Origin of the sequence: Veillonella rogosae JCM 15642 (genome assembly GCF_002959775.1) — a bacterium.
GTDB classification, from domain to species: domain Bacteria; phylum Bacillota; class Negativicutes; order Veillonellales; family Veillonellaceae; genus Veillonella; species Veillonella rogosae.
In genome coordinates this window covers 510,700-532,479 of the sequence record NZ_PPCX01000010.1, presented here as the reverse complement: position 1 = coordinate 532,479, position 21,780 = coordinate 510,700, and the positions used below count along the sequence as shown (strand labels likewise).

The 21,780-nt window shown below is 40.4% G+C and carries 8 protein-coding genes and 1 pseudogene; 2 read left to right on the top strand and 7 right to left on the bottom strand.

Going from position 1 to position 21,780, the window contains the following annotated elements:
- Window positions 1-125: 125 nt before the first annotated feature.
- A complete protein-coding gene (locus VRHSUH09_RS07765) occupies window positions 126-3,761 on the bottom strand; it encodes an S-layer homology domain-containing protein (RefSeq protein ID WP_105081846.1) in 3,636 nt (1,211 codons plus the stop codon).
- Window positions 3,762-4,502: 741 nt separating this feature from the next.
- On the bottom strand, window positions 4,503-5,564 hold the full coding sequence (locus tag VRHSUH09_RS07760) for an inverse autotransporter beta domain-containing protein (RefSeq protein WP_105081845.1): 1,062 nt from the start codon (window positions 5,562-5,564) through the stop codon (window positions 4,503-4,505).
- A gap of 341 nt (window positions 5,565-5,905) precedes the next feature.
- Between VRHSUH09_RS07760 and VRHSUH09_RS07755 the strand changes: the two genes are divergently transcribed.
- Entirely contained in the window at window positions 5,906-7,330 is a 1,425-nt protein-coding gene (locus VRHSUH09_RS07755; protein ID WP_105081844.1) for a YadA-like family protein, read from the top strand.
- Window positions 7,331-7,890: 560 nt separating this feature from the next.
- On the opposite strand, the gene VRHSUH09_RS07750 is transcribed toward VRHSUH09_RS07755, so the two are convergent.
- A complete protein-coding gene (locus VRHSUH09_RS07750) occupies window positions 7,891-8,460 on the bottom strand; it encodes a hypothetical protein (RefSeq protein ID WP_105081843.1) in 570 nt (189 codons plus the stop codon).
- Window positions 8,461-8,539: 79 nt separating this feature from the next.
- The gene (locus tag VRHSUH09_RS07745) at window positions 8,540-16,927 is read right to left on the bottom strand and encodes a YadA-like family protein (RefSeq protein ID WP_105081842.1); all 8,388 of its coding nucleotides are present in this window, start codon (window positions 16,925-16,927) and stop codon (window positions 8,540-8,542) included.
- Window positions 16,928-17,341: 414 nt separating this feature from the next.
- Here VRHSUH09_RS07745 and VRHSUH09_RS07740 point away from each other — a divergent pair.
- Window positions 17,342-17,593, top strand: a pseudogene (locus tag VRHSUH09_RS07740) (transposase); the annotation flags it as partial.
- Window positions 17,594-17,650: 57 nt separating this feature from the next.
- Here the strand turns inward: VRHSUH09_RS07740 and VRHSUH09_RS07735 are convergent.
- The 3 genes from VRHSUH09_RS07735 to VRHSUH09_RS07725 form a co-directional block, all read right to left on the bottom strand.
- The gene (locus VRHSUH09_RS07735; protein ID WP_054747840.1) at window positions 17,651-18,193 is read right to left on the bottom strand and encodes a hypothetical protein; all 543 of its coding nucleotides are present in this window, start codon (window positions 18,191-18,193) and stop codon (window positions 17,651-17,653) included.
- Window positions 18,194-18,555: 362 nt separating this feature from the next.
- A complete protein-coding gene (locus tag VRHSUH09_RS07730; protein WP_105081841.1) occupies window positions 18,556-20,847 on the bottom strand; it encodes an autotransporter outer membrane beta-barrel domain-containing protein in 2,292 nt (763 codons plus the stop codon).
- A 599-nt stretch (window positions 20,848-21,446) separates the two neighbouring features.
- The gene (locus VRHSUH09_RS07725) at window positions 21,447-21,773 is read right to left on the bottom strand and encodes a Tat pathway signal protein (protein ID WP_105081840.1); all 327 of its coding nucleotides are present in this window, start codon (window positions 21,771-21,773) and stop codon (window positions 21,447-21,449) included.
- Window positions 21,774-21,780: the final 7 nt, after the last annotated feature.

The following is a 21,780-nucleotide window of genomic DNA, read 5'->3' as shown; positions in this document are numbered from 1 at the left end:
AAAGAAAGCGTAACTGGTATAGAGTGCCGTCTATATCAGTTACGCTTTTTGATTTGGCTACTACTTAATTATATTTAGAAGTGAGGTAATCTGTGTAGTAGCCAATGGTTATTTAATCACCTATTCTATTTTTTGTTTACGCGAACGCGTTCAATTGTTGGTTCACCTTGAGCATTTTTCGCTACTGTGTCCACGCGGAACAATGCCATTTCTGGGCTGAATTCAGTAACGAGACGATCATCTACTGTTACGCCGTCTTGGATTGCACGGTATACGATTTGTGCGAATTCATAACGAGTTAACAAGCGGTCACCACCAAATGTGCCATCTGGATAACCTTCAACGAGACCACGGCGAGATAAATCGCTTACCGCTTCATATGCCCAGTGGTTTGCAGTCACGTCTGGGAACAATGTAGTATGGTCAGCTTTCATCTTAGTACCAGCTACGCCGTTCAATAATGCAGTCAATTTTTGGATTTGTGCATTTTGTTCAGCTACAGTTTTCTTAAGAGCCAATACCTCTTTGCCGATAGCTACACGAGAACGAGATACACCATTATGAGCGCCTACTTTCACAGACAAGCCAGCATTAAATACTGTTTCATCGCCGCCCACTGTGGAACCGATGCTAAGTTGTACATCTTCGTTAGGACGGTAGAAAGCACCGATAGCTGCCGCATCACCACTGCGGTAATGACCATAACCTGCAGCAAAGTCCCATTTAGCATCTGGATCGAAATCAAGTGGATGTAAAGCCGCCAACGCTGCAGCGCCTGCTACAGATTTGTCGATACGTTTATCCATCTTGGAAAGGTCGCCCTTGAAGGAATTCATATTATTATTGATGTTTGTAATATTGTTTTGAATATCTGTTACATTGCCTTTAATGTTTTTGATGTCCTCTGTATTCTTAGCGATATTTGTAGTATTGTTTGCAATATTACCTGTATTTTTGTTGATATCGCTTCTATTTTTGTTGATATCATCGCGGTTTTTATTGATGTCATTGCGATTGTTCTTGATGGCAGATTTGTTTTTGTTGATATCGTTGCGATTTTTGTTGATATCGTCGCGGTTTTTGTTGATCTCTGTCTTATTTTTGTCGATATTCGTAGTGTTGTTATTGATTTGGTCCGTAATATCTTTAGACAAAGATACTTTGTAATCACGACTATTACCATTGATTGTTGGTGTTACCGTAATGTGGTCACCTGCTGTTACTGTTGTAGTACCTGTAGCAGCGGTGATTTCGTCTTTCACCTTTTTAAGTTGGGAAACGTTAACCGCATCAGTATCTGCTACGCCAGCTTTCACATTGTTGATGATTTGATCACCAGCACTGATACCGTTTGTAGTGTAGTAAACTGTTTTGTCCCCTTCACTTGCGTACATACCAAATTTTGTGAAAGTAGCTTGTTCTAACGTATCTGTGTTTTCGATTTGGATACCTTTAGGTGTAACACCGATATTTTCGCTGCCGTTGAAGAAACGAGCGCTGTCCTTATCGATACGAGCACGAACGTCGTCCGTTGCTTTACCGAAGTTAACAGAGTTCATCTCTACTAAGTCTTTATTTACAGCTACTTTGTATTCAGCACCACCGTTTGCATTTGTACCTTGTGTTACAGTCGTATTATCGCCTGCTACAACAGTAGTATGTTTTTTAGCTTCTGCTTCAACGGTGTTAACTTTTGTTTCTAAGTTATTAACCTTAGTATCTACATTGTTTACTTTAGTTTCTACATCGTTAACCTTAGTTTCAATAGTGTTAACCTTAGTCTCTACTGTATTTACTTTGTTTTCTACAGTATTTACTTTATTTTCTACAGCAGTCACCTTGTCGTCTACTTTTTTAAGTTGACCTACATTAACTGCATCAGTATCTGCTTCGCCAGCTTTCACATTATTGATTTTTTGATCGCCTGCACTAATACCGTTTGTAGTGTAGTAAACGGTTTTATCCCCTTCACTTGCGTACATACCGTATTTAGTGAAGTTCGCTTGTTCTAAAGTATCTGTATTTTCGATTTGAATGCCTTTAGGTGTGATACCGATGTTTTCGCTACCGTTGAAGAAACGAGCGCTGTCTTTATCGATACGAGCACGTACATCGTCTGTAATCTTACCGAAGTTAACAGAGTTCATATCCTCTAAGTCTTTCTTTACAGACACTTTGTATTCAGCACCACCAGCCGCATTTGTACCTGCTGTTACAGTTGTGTTATCTCCTGCTACAACTGTAGTATGTTTTTTAGCTTCCGCTTCAACATCGTTGATTTTTTCTTCTGCTTTTTTAAGTTGTGCTACGTTTACTGCATCAGTGTCATCTGTACCAGCTGCTACAGATGTAATTTGGCGTGTTACATTATTTGCTACGTCGCCAACGGATACAGCAGAGCTTGTCGCTTTCCATGCAGCACCTGTTTCTGTAGAAGCAGCACCTGTTTTAACATCATAGCCAATACCGCCAGCTGCTACTGTTGCCTTGGAGCCACTACCAAGAGCTACGCCGCCTTCAGCAGTTACCTCTGTGTTGTGTCCAATAGCTACTGCTTCGTTCACAGTTGTTGTAGTACCAGCATCGCTAGAACCAATTGTAACAGTATTGTTAGCACCTGTTACAGTACGGTTATCGCCTACGATAATTGTGTCAGTTGCATCAGACACAGTATTCTTGGAACCAATAGCTGTCATGTGCTGAACTTTAGTAGCCGTATTACCTACGCCCATAGCAAGGTTATCTTTGCTTTCACCACCATTAACACCTGTCACAGTATTGTTAATACCGATCATAGATGTACGTAACGTGTAGTCAGCCTTGTTAGCGCCACCGAGGGCCATCGTGGAGCCGCCACCGTTAGCATTTTTAACAGCAGTACGCAATGTTTCAGCGAATTCTTTAGCAGAACTGCCTGCATCAGTTGCATTAACAGGAATCGTTGTAACGGAGTTTGTAATTTCGTTACCTGCACCCATCACGATGGAACCGTTGGAGTTGAACGTTCTATTCGCTGTCCCTACGATGCTGTTACCAATACCAGAATAGAAGCTGCTAGCCGTTTTAGATTCATTACTATTGAAAGAACCATTCACAGTGGATGCTAAGTTTTTAACAGGGTTAGCAAAACGGCCACCATTATATTCACTGGAAATAATATTGTACGTACCAGTGTTTGTAGCAAAGGCACCATTTGTAAAGCTGTTAGCACCCACTGTAGTAGCATATACATTCAATGCATCTGTACGAGTTTTGGCAGAATCTACAGTTGTATCACCAAGGTCACCTTTATAGTTATGGGAACCAATCATAGTACTGCCAGTACGAGCAAAGGTATTATCACCAATTGCTACGCTGCCTACTACCTTAGTTGGATCCGCAGGAATTCGAGATCTAGAGAATAAATTACCACTATAAGTAGTTTGACCCAAAGCAAAGGCAGCCTCTACGCCGCCTGCCATATTTTCAATTTTTGCATTGTTACCGATAGCTACACTACCACCTTGGCTAGCATAGTTATTGATTACAGCGCCGCTACCTACAGCAATATCGCCTGTAGCAGCACTAGGACCATTAGAATATTGAATAGCAGCGCCTTTACCGACAGCCACGTTTTCCGCTTTAGGTGCACTGCTGCCAGTGCCGTATGCTACGCCACTACCACCGCCAGTCGTAGTGTCTGCCGCACTTGCAACAACCCACAAACTGGATAACAACACACCGTTAATTAACATAGTTAATAAACGTCTCCGTTTGTTCATGATGAGTATCCTCCATGTACTTTAATTACTATCTCTCTTACAAATAATATATAAATAATTCACATTATTTTCATGAGTTTTATATGAACATTGTAGCATGAATATCCATTTTGTAAACAGTTTTTTATATACCTATTAAATGTATTTAAAAGCAGAAACTATTTTCGTATTAGTCGGGCATGTAAAGGACCTATAAAAGCTATAATAGTCTATGTGGTTATATGTTCTATAGGTCATATGCCCCTATATATAATAATGTTATATATAGAAATATATAAAGTTATATATAGAAATATATATGGTTATATAAGAACTACTCTATATATCGGGATATACAGTTAACAACAAAAAGTGGGTAGTTAATCCATACAGATTAACTACCCACTTTCGGTAAGAGTAAGACAAACCTCTTACGATTGCCGCATGATTTAGTTTGTTGTTGAGAGAGAGATTTTTAAGTAAATACACCGCAATAGTTATTGAAGTAAGAGAGAGTAACTAATAATGAACGGGCGATCACACGGCACTAAAAAAGTAATGTTTCCACATTAAGATAATGGCCTTACATAAGAGCCATTATCTATAAAGAACAGTTAAACTTAATCCTAACTCTTCCTTATCATTAGTATATCATTTATTAAGCTCAGATAATAGATAATTTTTCATTAAATTTTCATTAAGAAATAATGAGCCGAATGAATCACAGTCCTATTCACTTTATGAGTTGTATTATAAAAATTATTACTCAACCCAGATCGTATTATGACGTCTTACAAGACTTAACATTTTGGAACGAACACTCATAGCACCCTCTACACTGTGCTTACCACCATACCAAGCTACAGGAGCTCCAGCTAAGCGGAATGTAATCTTCCCATACGCCCCACCTGAGTTATGCTCAGGCTTGTTATAGCCCATATCGACAGACACACGCGGTGTGAGCTGCAACTCGGAACCAACGCGCAAACCATTCTTATCAGCCTGACGTTCTTGATTCCAATGGTACCCTTCTACATAGACTCTCGCCCAGCGAGCATTTTTGAAAGTCTTACCATATTCGAGGGTATAACCATTGGCTACACGCTCCAAGGTATGAAGGTTCGCATCGAGGACGCGCTCATCAGAAGCAGAACCGTACCAATTGAAGCGGAACTCGCTTTCACCAGACATATATTCAAGGCCCCCGCTGAGGCGGTCGTGATGACGCAAGAAGCGATGGTCATAGAAGAGATGAGCACCATAGAGGCGGCGATCATCCTTCGAGATGCGTCGATACCCCACACCTACGTTAAGGGTTGTCCCAATATCAGAGGCCCGAGAAATACGCTGTTGCGTAAACCATACGTCGCGCGACCTATCATCGTAATGGCCTAGGGGCTGAACCGTCTCCACAGAGTACAATGGCTTCCACCCCTCTTGGAACTGGAAGCTCAGCGTAGTGCGTCTCATCCACGGTTTGCCTTTGGCGCCATACATCGCATTGGATACATTGGACATAGCCACCGCATTGATAGCGCGGTTTACTGCATCTACGTCGCTGTACTGCATCGTCTTGGTCTCTTGGCGATCCATTACGAGAGGGCCACCTTCACCGATTACATGGTCTGGTGTGGCCGCTGGAGTGATATGGAAATCTTCAGCTGCCGCTTTAACATGCTCCTCACGAGTATTCGTTGCCACAGCAAGGGTATGCTCCCTTTGGACAGACTGGTCTGTCCCTTTATGCAATTGTTGCTTTTCTGCCTCTGCGGACCCCACACAACACAAAAGGGCACTCAAGGCAACACATACAATACGTTTCATGACTCTCTACAACGTTTTATTATTCTCTACACATAAAATTCATGAACAATAAATGAAATATATATTAGTGTAACGAATAATGGGCACCACTGTCAAGAAATTAGAGCCATATATAGGCAAAACTATAAAGAAATTTTTCTATGTAGATTAACCTTTTCCATTTCGACTTAAACGTTTTTATACCATTGCATAAACATTCTCTAAAATATCCGTTTATGGTGTATTTTATACCCATAATATACAAAATATTCATTTACAATATGATTTTTATGTATTATTATGAATCTGTAAGTTTTTATGAAAGTTTTGTGAAGTCATAATATGCAAAGGAGTGTATTGCGATGAGTAAGAAACATTTTGTATTAACTGGTATTGTGCTAACTGCACTATCTGTGGGAGTCGCTTCTGCAGCGCCGATTAACATCGTTCAGACGGGACACAATATAGGCGCGGAAGGAACGACTTTCACAAATGATGGCAATATTACCTTAGGTCACGCCGCAGGGGCTGCGAATAGCACCCATCAAGTGATCAATAGTCCTAACTCGAACGGTAATAACATCGCCATCGGCACCCTATCCAGTAATGGTTCCAAGGGAGGCGCCAATATTACATTAGGCGGCAAAACCTTCCTTAATGGCACGGGCGACAACAACGTAATCGCTGGTTCCCTCACTGCCAATAATGCGAAAGCGACCATGTCCATCATCATGGGCACCCAATCGGGCGAGAAATCCGAAGGTACTAAAAACGTATGGCTCGGTCATTACCAAGGGGCGAATAGCACGGCTAACAATTCCGTCCTCATTGGCTCTGGTTCTTCGGTAAAAGCTGATTTTACCCTCGGCATCGGTCATTATACGAATGTAAATGCCAAGAAGGGCCTCGCTATCGGTTCTTATAACACCTTATCCGATAAGGCCACTGAGTCTGGCGTATTCGGTCAAGGTCAATATGGGAAAAATGCCATTGATGCAAGTGGTTCCTATAGCATTGGTAACTATAACCACATCTCTGGGAACAACACCTTCGTCATGGGTAATAATGTAACTACAGCATTAGAGAACGCCGTTATCCTCGGCAACGATTCGACGGATGGCGATATGGTAGGCACATCGAGCTATACCTTTAAGAATGGTACGACTGTAAACTATGCAGGTACTACACCTGTATCTACCGTATCTGTAGGCGCTAAAGATAAAGAGCGGACTATAACTAATGTAGCGGCAGGTCGCGTAAGCGCTACCTCTACAGATGCTATCAACGGTTCCCAACTATACGGTGTGCATCAAATGATCGATTCTCTTGGTCAAAGTACAAATGCGCAACTACAAAGCTCCATTAGTCATGTAGAGCAAAACATTAATCGCGTAGAGCAAAACATTAGCCGCGTAGAACAAAATATCGGTCGCGTCGAATCGGAATCCAATAAGGGTGATGCTCGCGCCGCTGCACTAGCTGCTTTGCATCCTATGGGCTTCGACCCAGACAACCGTATTCAATATATGGCAGGCTATGGTCATTATAAAAATGCCAATGCCCTTGCCCTCGGTGTTGGTTACTACCATCGAGACAATCTATTATTAACTACAGGTGTAACACTCAATAGCCACCTTATGGCTAATGTAGGCATTACCTATAAACCTGGTAAGTCTAACATGACGAACCACCCACAAAACCTTGAAGCTCGCGTACAAGCGTTGGAAACACAAAATAAAGAGCTCCAAGAAACAGTACGTCAACTCATGTCTAAATTAGACAAATAGTACTAGTTAGTTAGTTAATTAGTTAGTTAATTAGTTAATTAGTTAGTTAGTTAGCTAGCCAGCTAGATAGCCATCCCATATACTATTTAGCTAGGCTAAAGCCCTTATATATTCTTAACACTTACAAAATAATCCTTATGATAAAATAATCCTTACGATAATCTTTTAAACAATTCTTATAGTAATACTTGATACACTACTTATAAGATTACTAAACCTCTTTAACAAACAAGCCCCCGTAGGAAAACCTACGGGGGCTATTTGTTTAACAACGACCATATAGCTTATTGAGAGAGAGAATAGGGTATCCAAAAGGATTGTAATTGCTATGTAACTAGGAGTAATTGCATGTACTTGGATACCTGAGTGTAAATTTATCTATAGTACGTAAGGGTTGTCTATATATAAACTGCTATACGGCCATGGGTATAGTATAGACCTAATAATACTACTATTATGTGATTTCCAACACATCTTTTTAAATTAAATAAGCCTAAATCAAAAAGAGGTAACGACCTATGCCGTTACCTCTTTCATAGATATATAGTTATATATACCGATTAGCGGATGCGTTTAACGCGGTTATTACCGTCACGCATAGCTTCTTTCAAGCTGTAGATTACCATTTCGTTCATGTAGAAACGCAATTCATCATTAGACATGTTAGCTGTATTCTTTTCAAGAATTGCCAAAATTTGGTTTTCATATTCAGCTTTGTTCATGTCAGACACAGTTGTGTGGTTTGTGAAAAATTCTTTGTAATCTAAGTACAAGCGATCTAATGCTACGCGAGCATAGCTGTCTTTTTTATAGCGATGGCTTGTAATGTACCAACTACGACGAACATTCATGTAGTACAACACGTTATTAGTATAACGTTGTTGACCAGACATTACGCGATTGTCGTCTTGGATTAAAGCATTGCTCATCCCCAATTGGAATGCTGCAAATTCAGATACTACAGCTTTTACCTCTTCACTAGGAACAGCAAGAGAGATGTCTTGTTGTTCTGCAGTCAAAGGAGCCGCAGGTTGTTCAGGCATCATCAAAGGATCTTGTGCCGCATGTACTTGGCCAGCAACACATACAGAAGCAATTGCCATAATAGGTAATAATTTAATTAGTTTCATAAGTCCCCTCATTGGAAGCCGCCCTCCCCAGGGCAGCTTTCCTATGTTTTAAATACTCAATACACTCTCAAGTGAATGATTATTTGGTTAACCCAGCTTGTTTCATAAGCATTGCAATTTGAGCTTTCATCTCTTCATTATCTCGTTGTACTTGTTCGTACTTAGCAGATAATTCCTCATCGCGTTGTTTCATACGTAAGTTCTCAGCTTTCAATGCAGTCACTTCATCTTGCATTACATAGGCAGAGCTGATTGGGCCTGCTTTGTAACGTGCTGGAATTGCTTTTTTAGCGTCAGATGTACCGAATTTATAAGATACACCAGCGTTAACCATATTATCATGACCACCTAAGGAAACACCCATATGAAGCATTGTAGATTCATTTGTATAGTGAGCGATACCAATAGCAGCAGCAGTACTACCTTTATAGTTGCCAACAGCCGCCAACACTTGTGTAGGTTCTAATGGATCATATTGCAATGGTTTAAGACCTGCCATGGCTGCGCTAGCTGCACCAACATCAGCGATTTTACCATCTACACTATGCATAGCATTGCGCAATTGATTAACGTTAACCGCATCAGTGCCATTGATGCCTGGCGCTACATTAGTAATAGTATTATTACCATTGTTTAAGCCATTTTCTGTAAGACTTACAGTGTGACCTGGTACAGGTTGACCGTTGATGGATGGAGTAATTGTGATGCCACCACCATCTACTTTTGTATCTACTGTATAAGGAATTGTAGTATTAGTTCCTGGTACAGTTTTTGTATACGTAGTAGAACCGTCTTTTAGGTTGAGGTCCTTAGCCAACTTGATATCATAGCCATCGCCTGCAGCATTCTTCACAACAGCTAGGTTGTTGTCACTCAAACGATTTACATCAGCGCCACCTTTTAGGTTCATTGTATCGCCTAAACCGCGAACAACTTTACCATCGTTACCAGCTTGGTCACCTTGGAATACACGACCATTTTTAGCTTTTTCGTTAAAGTCGTCATTAACAGCTTTTAATTGATCTTCTGTTGCCGCGCGACCTGTAACAGCTACAGGGTTGTTAGGATTCCATGTTTTATTGTCCAAACCAGTCACAAAGTTACCGTTTTGACCACCCGAGTTTTGGTTACCCATGATTACATCGCCAGCTTTCACAGTGTTACCTGCTGTAACAGAACCTGTGCTGCCATCGATTGTAACTTGGTTAGCGCCATTACCCGCAGTAATCGTACCAGTAGATCCGTCAACTTTAACTTGTTTTGCTGGATCTGTGCCAAGTGTAATTGTATCATTCAAGGACATCTTAATCGCAGTGCCATCTACGGAAGTCTTGATGTTGCCGTCGCCTTTGAGGTCGATTACTTCACCAAGAGGTTTCTTCACAGATTGACCATCCTCTGCTTTAAGACCGAAGCCTTGTGCCTTGATGTCTTCCATTGCAGTATGCAATTGACCGCCATTTACAGCGTCTTTGCTGCCGGCAGCAATTGTACCATCTTCTACATTAGTGATTTTCTTATAACCAGCATTAATGCCGTCTTTTGTTACCTTAGGGCCGTTTTCGATAGTCAAACCATCTTTATTGATAGTAACCGCTTTGTTACCACCATCGTTGATTTGCAAGCCATCTTTAGTCAACTTAGTCGCTTCATTGGCGCCATCTTTAATAGTTACGCCATTTGTATCCATCTTAGTGTCGCCTGTTGTTACTGTGTTTGCTGTAACAGTATCTACATTAAGATCCTTAGCCAATGCTACTTTCACAGCACCATTATCTACAGATGTCGTAATGTTTGCACCGTCACCTTTCACAGTTACAGTGTCACCAAGAGATTTCTTAACAGAAGCGCCATCTTCAGCAGTTAAACCGAAGCCTTTAGTTTTAAGGTCTTCCACCACTGTATGTAATTGACCTCCGTTAACAGCATCTTTACTGCCTGCACCGATTATGCCGTCAGCTACATTAGTGATTTTCTTATCACCTGCGTCGATACCGTCCTTAGTCATAGATGGACCATCAGTAATTGTAATGCCGTCTTTAGTAACAGACGTCAACGGATTACCTGCTGCATCATTAATAGTCATGCCACCACCGTTTACAACAGTGTTGCCATTTGTACCATTATTGAAAGTAGCAGAATTTAGGCCTTTAAGGTCTTTTGCAAGACGGAGCATCAATGTATCAGTGCCATCAGCTACTACCCCAATATTATCTTCATTGGACAGTTTCGCTGCATCTGTAATACCACCCTTAACATTGACTTGGTTGTTAAGTTTTTTCTTGATTACAGTGCCAGTATCGCCACCGTAGAGCATGCCGTCGTCCATTGTAGCTACTTGGTGTTCCCCAGTGTTATCAGTGTACACAATACGTGTAATACCATTTACACCGTCTACACCTTTTTCACCTTTCACACCTTTAGCAGCATCATCATAACCATTTTTCACGGACATGTCGATACCATTTGTGCCATTGATACCGTTAGTGCCTGCAGGACCTGTTAAACCGATATGACCAACGCCGTCTTTACCGGAGATGGAAACTGCGTCTTTACCATCGGCACCTGTGATGCCTACTTTACCATTGTTGCCGTCTTGACCAGCCACACCTGTAGGACCTGTAATGGATACGCCATCCTTACCATCTTTGCCATCTTTATTGATTTTGATGGAATCTGCTACGAGATTTTTGTTCAATTTAACATCGATTGTTGTGTTGCCAGTTGTAGTATCTTGGTCGATGAAAGTCTTAATATTTTCGCCGCTGTAGTTAGCATCTGCATCAGTGCCTTCACCTTTTACAATTACAGTAGAGCCTAATTTATTAGTCTTAGTACCACCAACGTTAGCGTCGAATTTAAGGCCTGCATTGGATTGGTTTGCCAACGCATCTTTCAATTGATCCTCTGTAGCAGCACGACCAGTTACGATGTTGTCAACATCCCAAGTTTTGTTATCAAGACCTGTTACATAGTTACCAGTTTCTTTAGTGCCATCTGCTTTAGTTGCTTCTTGGTTACCTACAGTCGCTGTACCTGCTTTCACAGTTTTAGCAGCTGTTACAGTATTAAGACCTTTTAGATCTTTTGCCAAACGAACTTTCAACGTATCTGTACCGTCAGATACAACACCGATGTTATCGTCAGCAGTCAATTTAGTTTCGTCAGTAATGCCACCCTTAACATTTACTTGATTGTTAAGTTTTTTCTTAATCACATTACCAGCATCACCGCCGTACAACATGCCGTCGTCCATTGTAGCTACTTGGTGTTCACCAGTATTGTCTGTGTACACAATACGTGTAATACCATCAACACCGTCTACACCTTTTTCGCCTTTAACGCCTTTAGCAGCATCGTCGTAACCATTCTTAACGGACATGTCGATACCATTGGAACCGTCCTTGCCGTTTGTACCAGCAGGACCCGTTAAACCGATATGGCCTACACCGTCTTTACCAGAGATGGAAACTGCATCTTTACCATCAGCACCTGTGATGCCCACTTTACCATTATTACCATCTTGACCAGCTACGCCAGTAGGGCCAGTAATGGATACGCCATCTTTGCCATCTCTGCCATCTTTGTTAACCTTAATGGAATCAGCAATAATGTCTTTATTCATCTTCACGTTGATAGTTGTGTTACCAGCTGTATCTTGTTCGATGAATGTTTTAATATTTTCACCGCTGTAGTTTGCGTCAGCTGCAGTGCCTTCGCCTTTTACAGTTACAGTAGAGCCTAATTTGTTAGTTTGAACACCACCAACGTTAGCATCGAATTTAAGGCCTTTGTTAATTAAGGCATCGGAGCTGTCTTTGATTTTGTCAGTTAAGTAATCTACGTTAACTGCTTCGCTACCGTCGTTACCTGTTGCGTATGCCACATTAGTTACGTGAGTACCACCAGATTTGTTAGTACTGTTGTACGCAGGACCTTCGTATGTAACTTTAGATTTATCTACATTCCCTGTACCCTCTAAATCATACTTAACAGCACGATCTTCTAATTTGTCGAGCTCAGTTTTAGACGCAATATCTTTGATAGTTACAGTGTTAGTAGTACCAGATTTATCATCTTTAACCTTCAAGTCTACTTGGTTGTTTGTAACCTTGTAGGAACCGTCAGTTGTGTTAGCTGGATCACCAATCAAGCGATAGTCAGATGCACTTGCGCTCGCAGCTTTCACCGCATCACTAACAGTTTTCAATTGGTCTTCTGTTGCCGCACGGCCAGGTACGAATACAGGATCAGTCATGTTCCAATTTGTATTATCTAGACCTGTTACAAAGTTACCAGTTTGAGTGCCACCTTTGTTATCTGTAGCAGTTTGGTTACCCACTGTAGCTGTGCCAGCTTTCACAGTATCTGTAGCCGTTACAGATTTAAGGCCTGTAATATCTTTAGCGAGTTGCAATTGAAGTTTAGCATTGCCATTAGCATCAACTGCTGCAGATGTAACACCGATATTGTTACCTGTTGCAAGGTCAGCTGCATTTGTAACGCCACCAGTTACGTCCACTTGTTTATTGAGTTTTACATTAGAAGTAGCACCCATGTCGCCTTTGAATCTAAGGCCATCATTTAGTGTAGCAACCTCTTCTGTAGTACCATCTGGTTTTTCATATACGATACGAGTTGTAGTTGTGCCAGCCGCACCGTCTACACCAGGTTTACCATCACGTGTAATAGAAAGATTTGTTGTAACACCATCTTTACCATTGATGCCGATTTTACCATCTTTACCATTTGCGCCTGTAGCAGTTACAGTTTCAACTTCAAGATTTTTGTTCATCTTAACGTCGATTGTTGTGTTACCAGCTGTATCTTGTTTGATAAATGTTTTGATGTTTTTACCGCTATAGTTAGCGTCGGCTTCTGTGCCTTCACCTTGAACTGTCACAGTAGAACCTAGTTTATTAGTCTTAACACCACCAACGTTAGCATCAAATTTCATGCCTTTGTTGATCAACGCATCGGAGCTATCTTTGATTTTGTCAGTTAAGTAATCTACGTTAACTGCTTCACTACCATCATTACCTGTTGCATACGCCACGTTAGTTACGTGAGTACCACCAGATTTATTAGTACTATTATATGTAGGGCCTTCGTATGTCACCTTGGATTTATCTACATTCCCAGAACCATCTACATCGTATTTAACAGCGCGATCGTTTAATTTATCGAACTCAGTTTTAGACGCAATATCTTTAATAGTTACAGTATTAGTAGTACCAGATTTATCGTCTTTTACCTTCAAGTCTACTTTATTGCCAGTTACAGTATACGCTTTGTCAGTAGCTGTATCGTTTTCAATCAAGCGATAGTCACTAGAACCGGCATTCGCTGCTCTCACCGCATCACTAACCGTTTTCAATTGATCTTCTGTAGCAGCACGACCAGATACAAATACAGGATTAGCCATGTTCCATGCTGTGTTATCTAAACCAGTTACAAAGTTACCAGTTTGTGTAGCACCTTTGTTATCTGTTGTACCTTGGTTACCCATAGTAGCAGTGCCAGCTTTCACAGTATTGGTAGCCGTCACTGTATTTACATTAAGATCTTTATTCAAAGTAACAGCAATCGTGGAATCATCACCAGTTTGCGTAATTTTTGTGGTGATATTCGTATCGCCAGATATAGTTACGGTAGAGCCAAGTTTATTTGTCTTAACATCATTGTTGTCTGCGTTAAACTTCAAACCTGTGTTGATCAAATCTGTTTTAGTGTTGTTAATTTTATCTGTTAAATCAGATTTTGTAGTATCTAACTCTGTTTTAGAAGCAATGTCTTTAATAGTTACAGTCTTCGTATTCGCTGGAGTACTACCATCTTGCACTGTTAAGTCAACTTTATTGCCAGTTACAGTGTACGCTTTATCAGCAGCTGCACTGTTTTCTACTAATCGGTAATCTCCCGCTGCCGCTACATTGACTGCATATGTTTTATATGTGCCATCTGTACCTTCTGTAACAGTTGTATTTTGACCAGCAATAACTTTTACAGCCTTTTGAGCCTCTTCACGAATGACAGTTTTACCATCATTATTGATATTGGATAGGTCAGTTTTTGCTACCTTAGTAGGATCTACATCAACAGTATAGTTACGAACACCGTTTGCATCAGGTGTACCACCTGTAAGGGTCATCAAGCCGCTAGTGCCTAAAGAAACCTTTGTATCCATAGCATTTACAGTATATGTTTTTTGACCTGTTGTAGTATCTACAGTAGCTGCTGGAATTGTTACATTATGACCAGCCTCAACGATTGTGCCTAATGCAGTGATATTCTTTTTACCTACATTTGTGATGTTGGAAAGATCTTTATTAGCTGCATTATCGATTTTATCCTTTGTATCATTTGTTAAGGTTACATCGATAGTTTGGTTATTAGCTTTAGTCGTTACATAAGTTCCATCGCCTTTTACAGTCAATGTTTGTTTATCTAACAATACATCATTTTTGCCGTTATTGTCATTTGTATTGCCTGCAATTTTAAGGTTTACATTGCGCAATTGAGCCACGTTAACTGCATCTGTATCTTTTTTGCCAGCAGCAAGGTTTGTGATTTGACGTGTTTCTGTACCAACACTTGTGCTTTGACCAACAGATACTGCACCCAAAGTAGATGTTGCTACAGAGCCAGTTAAATCAGTGTATCTATTCGCACGGTTATCCGCTACGCTTACATCATAACCAGCTACGCCAGCTGCCGTATTTGCTACGGAATTAGAACCTAACGCAACGCCATCATCTTCTGTTACTTTCGCGTTATAACCTAATGCAGTACCTTTTTCACTTGTTGCAGTTGCATCCGCACCAAGTGCCGTACCAAAGTTACCTGCTGCAGAGGCACGTACACCTGCTGCTGTCGCATTTGTGCCTGTAGCACCTTTATTATCATAGTTTGCATCAGCAGATGTACCTTTAGCGCTGAAGAAGTTAGTTTGTGCTGCTTCTACAGCTTCTTTTACTGTATGATATGTGCTATTTTTGATATTGAAATCAGGTGCTTTGTAGGTAGAGCCATTTGCTTCATAACCAGTATAGGTAGGGCCTGCAATGGTCATAGCCAAGTTGTTATTTACATAACGCAATTGTTTAATCGTTGCAGCGTCATTATCGTTTTGACCACCTGCTACGTTAACAATACGACGAGGCGTAGCAGTATTACCAACTGCTACAACGCCCGATTCTGCAGGGTTCATTTCGTTGGTGAAAGCAGCATATGTACTTACTAAAGGATCGTTAAATTCTGTGCCTGCCCCAAGTGCAATAGAGTTATTAGAACTAATTTTAGCACCAGAACCTAATGCCATGGAGTTTTCACCAGTAACTTCAGCACCATTACCGATAGCTGTTGCGTTGCTGCTTGTTGCTTTAGAAGCACTACCGATAGCCATAGTACCAGCTTTACTTGCTTCTGCTGTACTACCAATAGCAAGAGCATTAGCCTCTAATGCTTTTGCCTGACCGCCCAATGCAATGGCATTCGCCTTAGAAGCCTGTGCTGTTCTACCCATAGCGATAGCATTTGTACCTGCCGCAGATGCAGTGTTACCAAATGCGAAAGAATCTGTACCAGTAGCACGAGAAGAATTACCCATTGCTACTGCATTAGCTGCTTTAGTTTTAGCATTAGAACCAAATGCCATGGAATCTGTAGCTGCTGCTGTAGTACGCGCTTTTGTGCCGAATGCAAGAGAACGTGCACCTTCTGTTACAGTATTAGTAGTACCATTATAGGCTGCACTAGGTTCATTACCACTACCTGGTACTGTGATAGGCTCAGCTGCACCGATGGCAATGGATTGATCCCCCTTCGATTGCGCAGAATAACCCAAAGCAAAACTACCAGTACCACTCGCCCAAGAAGTTGTACCAATAGCTGTAGAGAAATTACCTGTCGCTGCTGATTGACGCATCATCGCTAGAGAGTTAAAGCCACTAGATAAGGAAGCCGTGCCAATAGCCATAGCAGATGGTTTTGTGGACTGTGCATAATTACCAAGGGAAAAAGATAAACCACCTGTAGCTTGTGCATAATCGCCAATAGCCACACCAGAATAATACGTAGGATCACTAGCCTCTTGAATCTTCGTATTGTGACCAATGGAAATACCATTTAATGCACTACCAGAATAATATCCAGTAGTAGCAGTGCCATCTAAGGCACTCATATTACCAGGGTTATTATAATTGTATAAATAACTCCATTGATTACCACCATTTTTAGCTGTTGCATAGCCAGCATTCACGCCATCAATCATGATAGCCGCTGCATTTACAGATGTAATATTCACACCCGCCAACAATGCAGCTACAGCCATAACTGTACTCATATGGGTATATGTTTTACCAGTATGTAAGGATTTAACCTTACCACCACTGCTTTTTACGATTTCCGAAACAACTACATAACACTTTTTGGTTTTACTCCAAATAACATTGTAAATCCGATTCATAATTTAACCTCTAGCTTACAATACATATAAATAAGTTCTTACTCTCAATGACTTTACTGAAACTTCACCATTTCTTCATAATCATTGAATGTCCTAATCATATCAAAATTTTTCTATGCAGTAAATAAAAATTCATTTTATATTCATGTGTTAGAATGTTTATAAAATATCGCCAATAATGAGCCGTTTCTACCTCATAATAGCTGGTTACTCCGTCATAATGCCCATTTTTTCTATAATTTATATGATTTTACATGTTGTTTTTATGAATAATTTACAACTAATTAAAGATTTGTATATAATTCGGGATGAAAAAAATCTAGAGTTTAAATTTACTATTTCCAGTTTACTACTTGAATTGCAATAAGTATTACTGTTTTCGTTAGATTCTCGTTGCCAGGCTGCATAGGCTGCATCTTGCATTCAGATCAAGGGTGGCAGTATCAGCATAGCAGTTATCAAAAAACATTAAAAAATCACGCTATCATCCAAAGTATGTCTCGAAAAGGAAACTGTTTGGATAATAGCGTGATGGAAAACTTCTTTGGTTTACTAAAGTCAGAATTGTTATATTTAGAGAAATTTACTTCCTATGAAGATTTTATCAACAAATTAAGAGATTATATTGATTATTACAATACGAAACGTATTAAGCTCAAACAAAAAGAGGTAACGACCATTATCGTTACCTCTTTCCTATGTATATTTTGTTATATCTACTGCTTAACGAACGTGTTTAGCATGTTTAGCACGCATAGCTTGTTTCAAGCTGTAGATTACCATTTCGTTCATGTAGAAACGTAATTCGTTGTTGTTCATGTTTTCAGTATTCTTTTCAAGAATAGCTAAAATTTGGCTTTCATATTCAGCTTGGCTCAATTGGGATACTGCAGGATTCTTAAAGAAGTCTTTGTAATCCAAATACATACGATCTAATGCTACGCGAGCATAGCTATCTTTTTTATAGCGATGGCTTGTGATGTACCAGCTACGACGAACGTTCATGTAGTACAACGCATTGTTAGCAAGACGTTCTTGACCAGACACACGGCCAGTATTTGGTTGATTAAGTTGGAATGCAGCGAATTCAGAAACAACTGCTTTTACTTCTTCGCTAGGAACTGCAAGAGAAACCTCTTGTTCGTTCACAGTCATAGGTGCAGATGCTTGTTCAGGCATCATCAATTGATCTTGAGCTGCATTAGCTTGACCAGCGAAACATACACCGGCAATTGCCATAATTGGTAATAATTTTGTTAATTTCATAGTTCTCCTCTCTCGAAGTGCCCTCCCCAGAGCTACTTCATTTATCATGTACTAGATATTATCTCTTTAGGAACTGTTATCCCCATAGAGATCCCCATACTAAGCATGGTAAATTTATTAATACAGTCAGTAAGCATCTATCAATAATGATTCCGTAGCTTACCGTTTCATTAGTATACACGATACATCGTATTTCGTCTATATAATTTTGCCTTAAATGTAGAAGAAAAATGAAGAGTCGCTATGTGCTTAACTCTATGACAAATACTATAAAAGCCTCCTAATAATACAGTTATGACTCTACTATTAGGAGGCTTGATATATTTGGGCTATTTTACAAAGTAGTATTTATTAAATCTTCCTTAGAATTTATGTGTAAATCCTGCATTCACAGACCAACCAGCTTTATAATCGCCAGATAGACCTGTGCTAATATCACCGAAGATGCTGTTATTTGCATTGAAGCCATAGCGGCCACCGAATGCTAGATCTGTCCAAGTACCTTTAATATCTTCGGAAGTGTATTTAGTAGTAGCACCACTTGTGTACGCAGTTTTCACTGTACCAGAGAAGGCATGGTTCACGCCTACGCGAGTATAGATGTTACCTGCACCGAAGTTTTTACCGATTTCAAGGCCAAGACCACCTGCTGTGCTGCTCACACCAGATTGATCTACATGCATGCGGCCTGCATTGAAGCTGTCACCACCGAAGTGAGTGTAGCTCAATTGTGCTTGTGGTTCAATGTATGTACCATTTGAAAGCTTCACAGTTTTACCATAGCGTGCACCGATAGAGTATGCATTAGCTTTAGTCTCGCCAGACAGGCTTTCACCAATTTCATTACGAACCGTGAAGTCGTTAGAAGCACGACCTACTTGAGACTCGATGTGGATGTATTGGTTATTACCAAGATCTTTCAAGCCGTACGCACCAACTGCAAAGGCTTTTTCTTTGCCAGTACCATTGAATACGTAGTCATCGTTGCCACGAAGATAGGAAACTTGACCACCTACGGTCCAACCGCTGCTAGTTTTAGCGTCGTAACCACCTTGAATACGTGTATACGTTGTATCTGTATCGATACCTGTTGTATTGAAGCTGTATTTACCGCCTCCAACGCGAGCCCAAATACCTGTAGGTTCGCCTTGTTGCAATACACGTGGACGATACATATTATCCGTCAATGTTCTCCAACCATTGATATTACTCATGATGGCAGAACGAGCACCGCGCATATGAGGTGTATCAAAATCACCTATCACAACATGAATATGACCGTTGTTCTCAGGTTTAGGAGCTGGAGCTGGCTCTGGTTTTACTTCTGGTTTTGGAGCCGGAGCTGGTGTTGGTTTAACTTCCGGTTTTGGAGCTGGAGCCGGTGTAGGTTTTACCTCCGGTTTTGGAGCTGGAGCTGGCTCTGGTTTTACTTCTGGTTTTGGAGTTGGTTTAGGTTGTGGCTTAGGCTCAGGTTTTGGAGTCGGTTTTACCTCTGGTTTCGGAACCGGAGCTGGTTTATTTTCACCATATACGTATTTACCTTGACCATCTTTATCTGCTTGCCAAGTAATGTCCCCTTCTTTAGCATGACCAGAAGTGATGACTGTAAAACGACCAGATTCAGAACCATCAGATGCAATAGCTACTGTACCTTGAAGGTTTCTTTCACCATTTACATAGTTGTGATAATACATCTTATGTGCCAAGTTATCTAAGATCTTATTTACATTCTCTTCGGAAGACATGTCTAGACCTTTTTGACTAGAGTATACATGGGCGTACGCATTAGGTGCTGCACTTGTAATGTGAATATCTCCACCCCAGAAGGAATCTGGCGTTAAACCATTCACAATATTTTCACGTGGTGTGTATTCTGGATCTTCTGTATCATCGTACTCACCATTTATATCATAAAAGAAATTTACATGACCTTCTAACTTATCGATATGAATTTCATTGTGCTCATTTTGAATGACAGCACTTTCAAAATTACGGTTTTCAGAACCTACCAAGCGATGTACATGGCTTGGTGTTGTCATCGTGCTATAGCTAGTGCCATCTAAACCACCTTGATAGAAATGATCCCAATGGCCACGATTACCAAGGAATACATTGATATGGTTTGGTTGCTTTGCATTTTTATCTGCTAAATTAAGAGCAAAACCAGTCCATAGTACTTCATCATTATCTAAACCAATATTGATTTCAGATGGATGAGTAGCACTGCCATCGATACGTACGTCACCTTCAATAGACATATCATGGCTCGTAAAATTACCTGTATTGCCATCTACGCCAAGATTTACAGTGCCGCCATTAGCAATAACTACAGGTTTACTAAGGCGTCCCATTTGAATATGACCAGCTTTAACATTAACAGTACCACCATTTTTACTGATAATGAAAGAACGACGTTCTGCAGGAATACTTGAAACCACATCATCTACAGTAATAGTACCGCCAGTATCCGCATCAATACCAGCAGCAAAGCCAGTCACTACACCTGCATTGATTTTTCCACCATCTGTAGCAGTAAGATATGCACCTTGAGGTGTAGTAACATATGTACTCCCCGCCATTGCATACGGCACTACAGAGCTAGCAATTGTTAGGGCAATTGCTAAAGATAATTTCGTTTTACTCACACGTTTCATAAAACCCTCTCTAATTCACACTATAAATTATTATTAAATATTTTTAATTATAATTTATAATCAAAGCCTTGTAAATATGAGGTAAAATTGTCACATCATCTCTAGTAGGCGTTACTATCAATACAATAAAGGCAGCGATCATCTCGCTGCCTTTATTATTTCTACTATTTTATATATTTCTATTTATAGATTCTTATTGATTCGCTTATATGTTCGCCATATAATGGACTTAGGATAGTCAGCGAGGTTGGGCCTCTCTTCGTTAATGAAGGGAGGGTTGTCTATGAGTGATTATGAGTTAATCATGATAATTCTAGAGGCAATGACTGTTGTCATTGCCTTTGGTGCACTTGTGGCTCTTATTTGTCTTGGAAAAGACAAATAGCCCTTCGTTATCCCCTGGATAATTAGGTAACTGAAAGGCCATTTCATCAATTTTTTGTAACTGTGAGATGAGCCCGACGGAACCACTCGTTTGGCTATCTGTTTATATTATAGGGTTTATATCATATATCGTCAAATACAGATAAACAATACTAATATGTTGTATTATAAACCAAGAGGCAGCGACTAAGTCACTGCCTCTTATCTTTTTATCTTTATTTACGTGCCACGCGCATGGCCGCCATCATGCCTGGAGATTTCCAGAGGGATTGGCCTTTGTCGCTTACGAGTTTATCGTTATTGTAAAATACGTCTGCATTGTAGTAGTCATCATTGCTAGATGTTACTTTATAACTCAAACCAGCCGTTGTGTACACTGTAAAGTTGAGGATATCCCCCACTCGTTTTACAGAGTCTTGGTCTACATACCAGCTATTGCCGTGATACGTCGTAGCATATACATCTCTACGAGCTTCTACATCACGTGTATTAATGCCGATTAATACGAGTAAAGCAGCCAATATATATACAAATTTACGCATTATGATT

Excerpts from the sequence above, each read along its gene's own strand:
- VRHSUH09_RS07765 (WP_105081846.1), bottom strand. The coding sequence starts at position 3,761 with ATGAACAAACGGAGACGTTTATTAACTATGTTAATTAACGGTGTGTTG.
- VRHSUH09_RS07760 (WP_105081845.1), bottom strand. The coding sequence starts at position 5,564 with ATGAAACGTATTGTATGTGTTGCCTTGAGTGCCCTTTTGTGTTGTGTG.
- VRHSUH09_RS07755 (WP_105081844.1), top strand. The coding sequence starts at position 5,906 with ATGAGTAAGAAACATTTTGTATTAACTGGTATTGTGCTAACTGCACTA.
- VRHSUH09_RS07750 (WP_105081843.1), bottom strand. The coding sequence starts at position 8,460 with ATGAAACTAATTAAATTATTACCTATTATGGCAATTGCTTCTGTATGT.
- VRHSUH09_RS07745 (WP_105081842.1), bottom strand. The coding sequence starts at position 16,927 with ATGAATCGGATTTACAATGTTATTTGGAGTAAAACCAAAAAGTGTTAT.
- VRHSUH09_RS07735 (WP_054747840.1), bottom strand. The coding sequence starts at position 18,193 with ATGAAATTAACAAAATTATTACCAATTATGGCAATTGCCGGTGTATGT.
- VRHSUH09_RS07730 (WP_105081841.1), bottom strand. The coding sequence starts at position 20,847 with ATGAAACGTGTGAGTAAAACGAAATTATCTTTAGCAATTGCCCTAACA.
- VRHSUH09_RS07725 (WP_105081840.1), bottom strand. The coding sequence starts at position 21,773 with ATGCGTAAATTTGTATATATATTGGCTGCTTTACTCGTATTAATCGGC.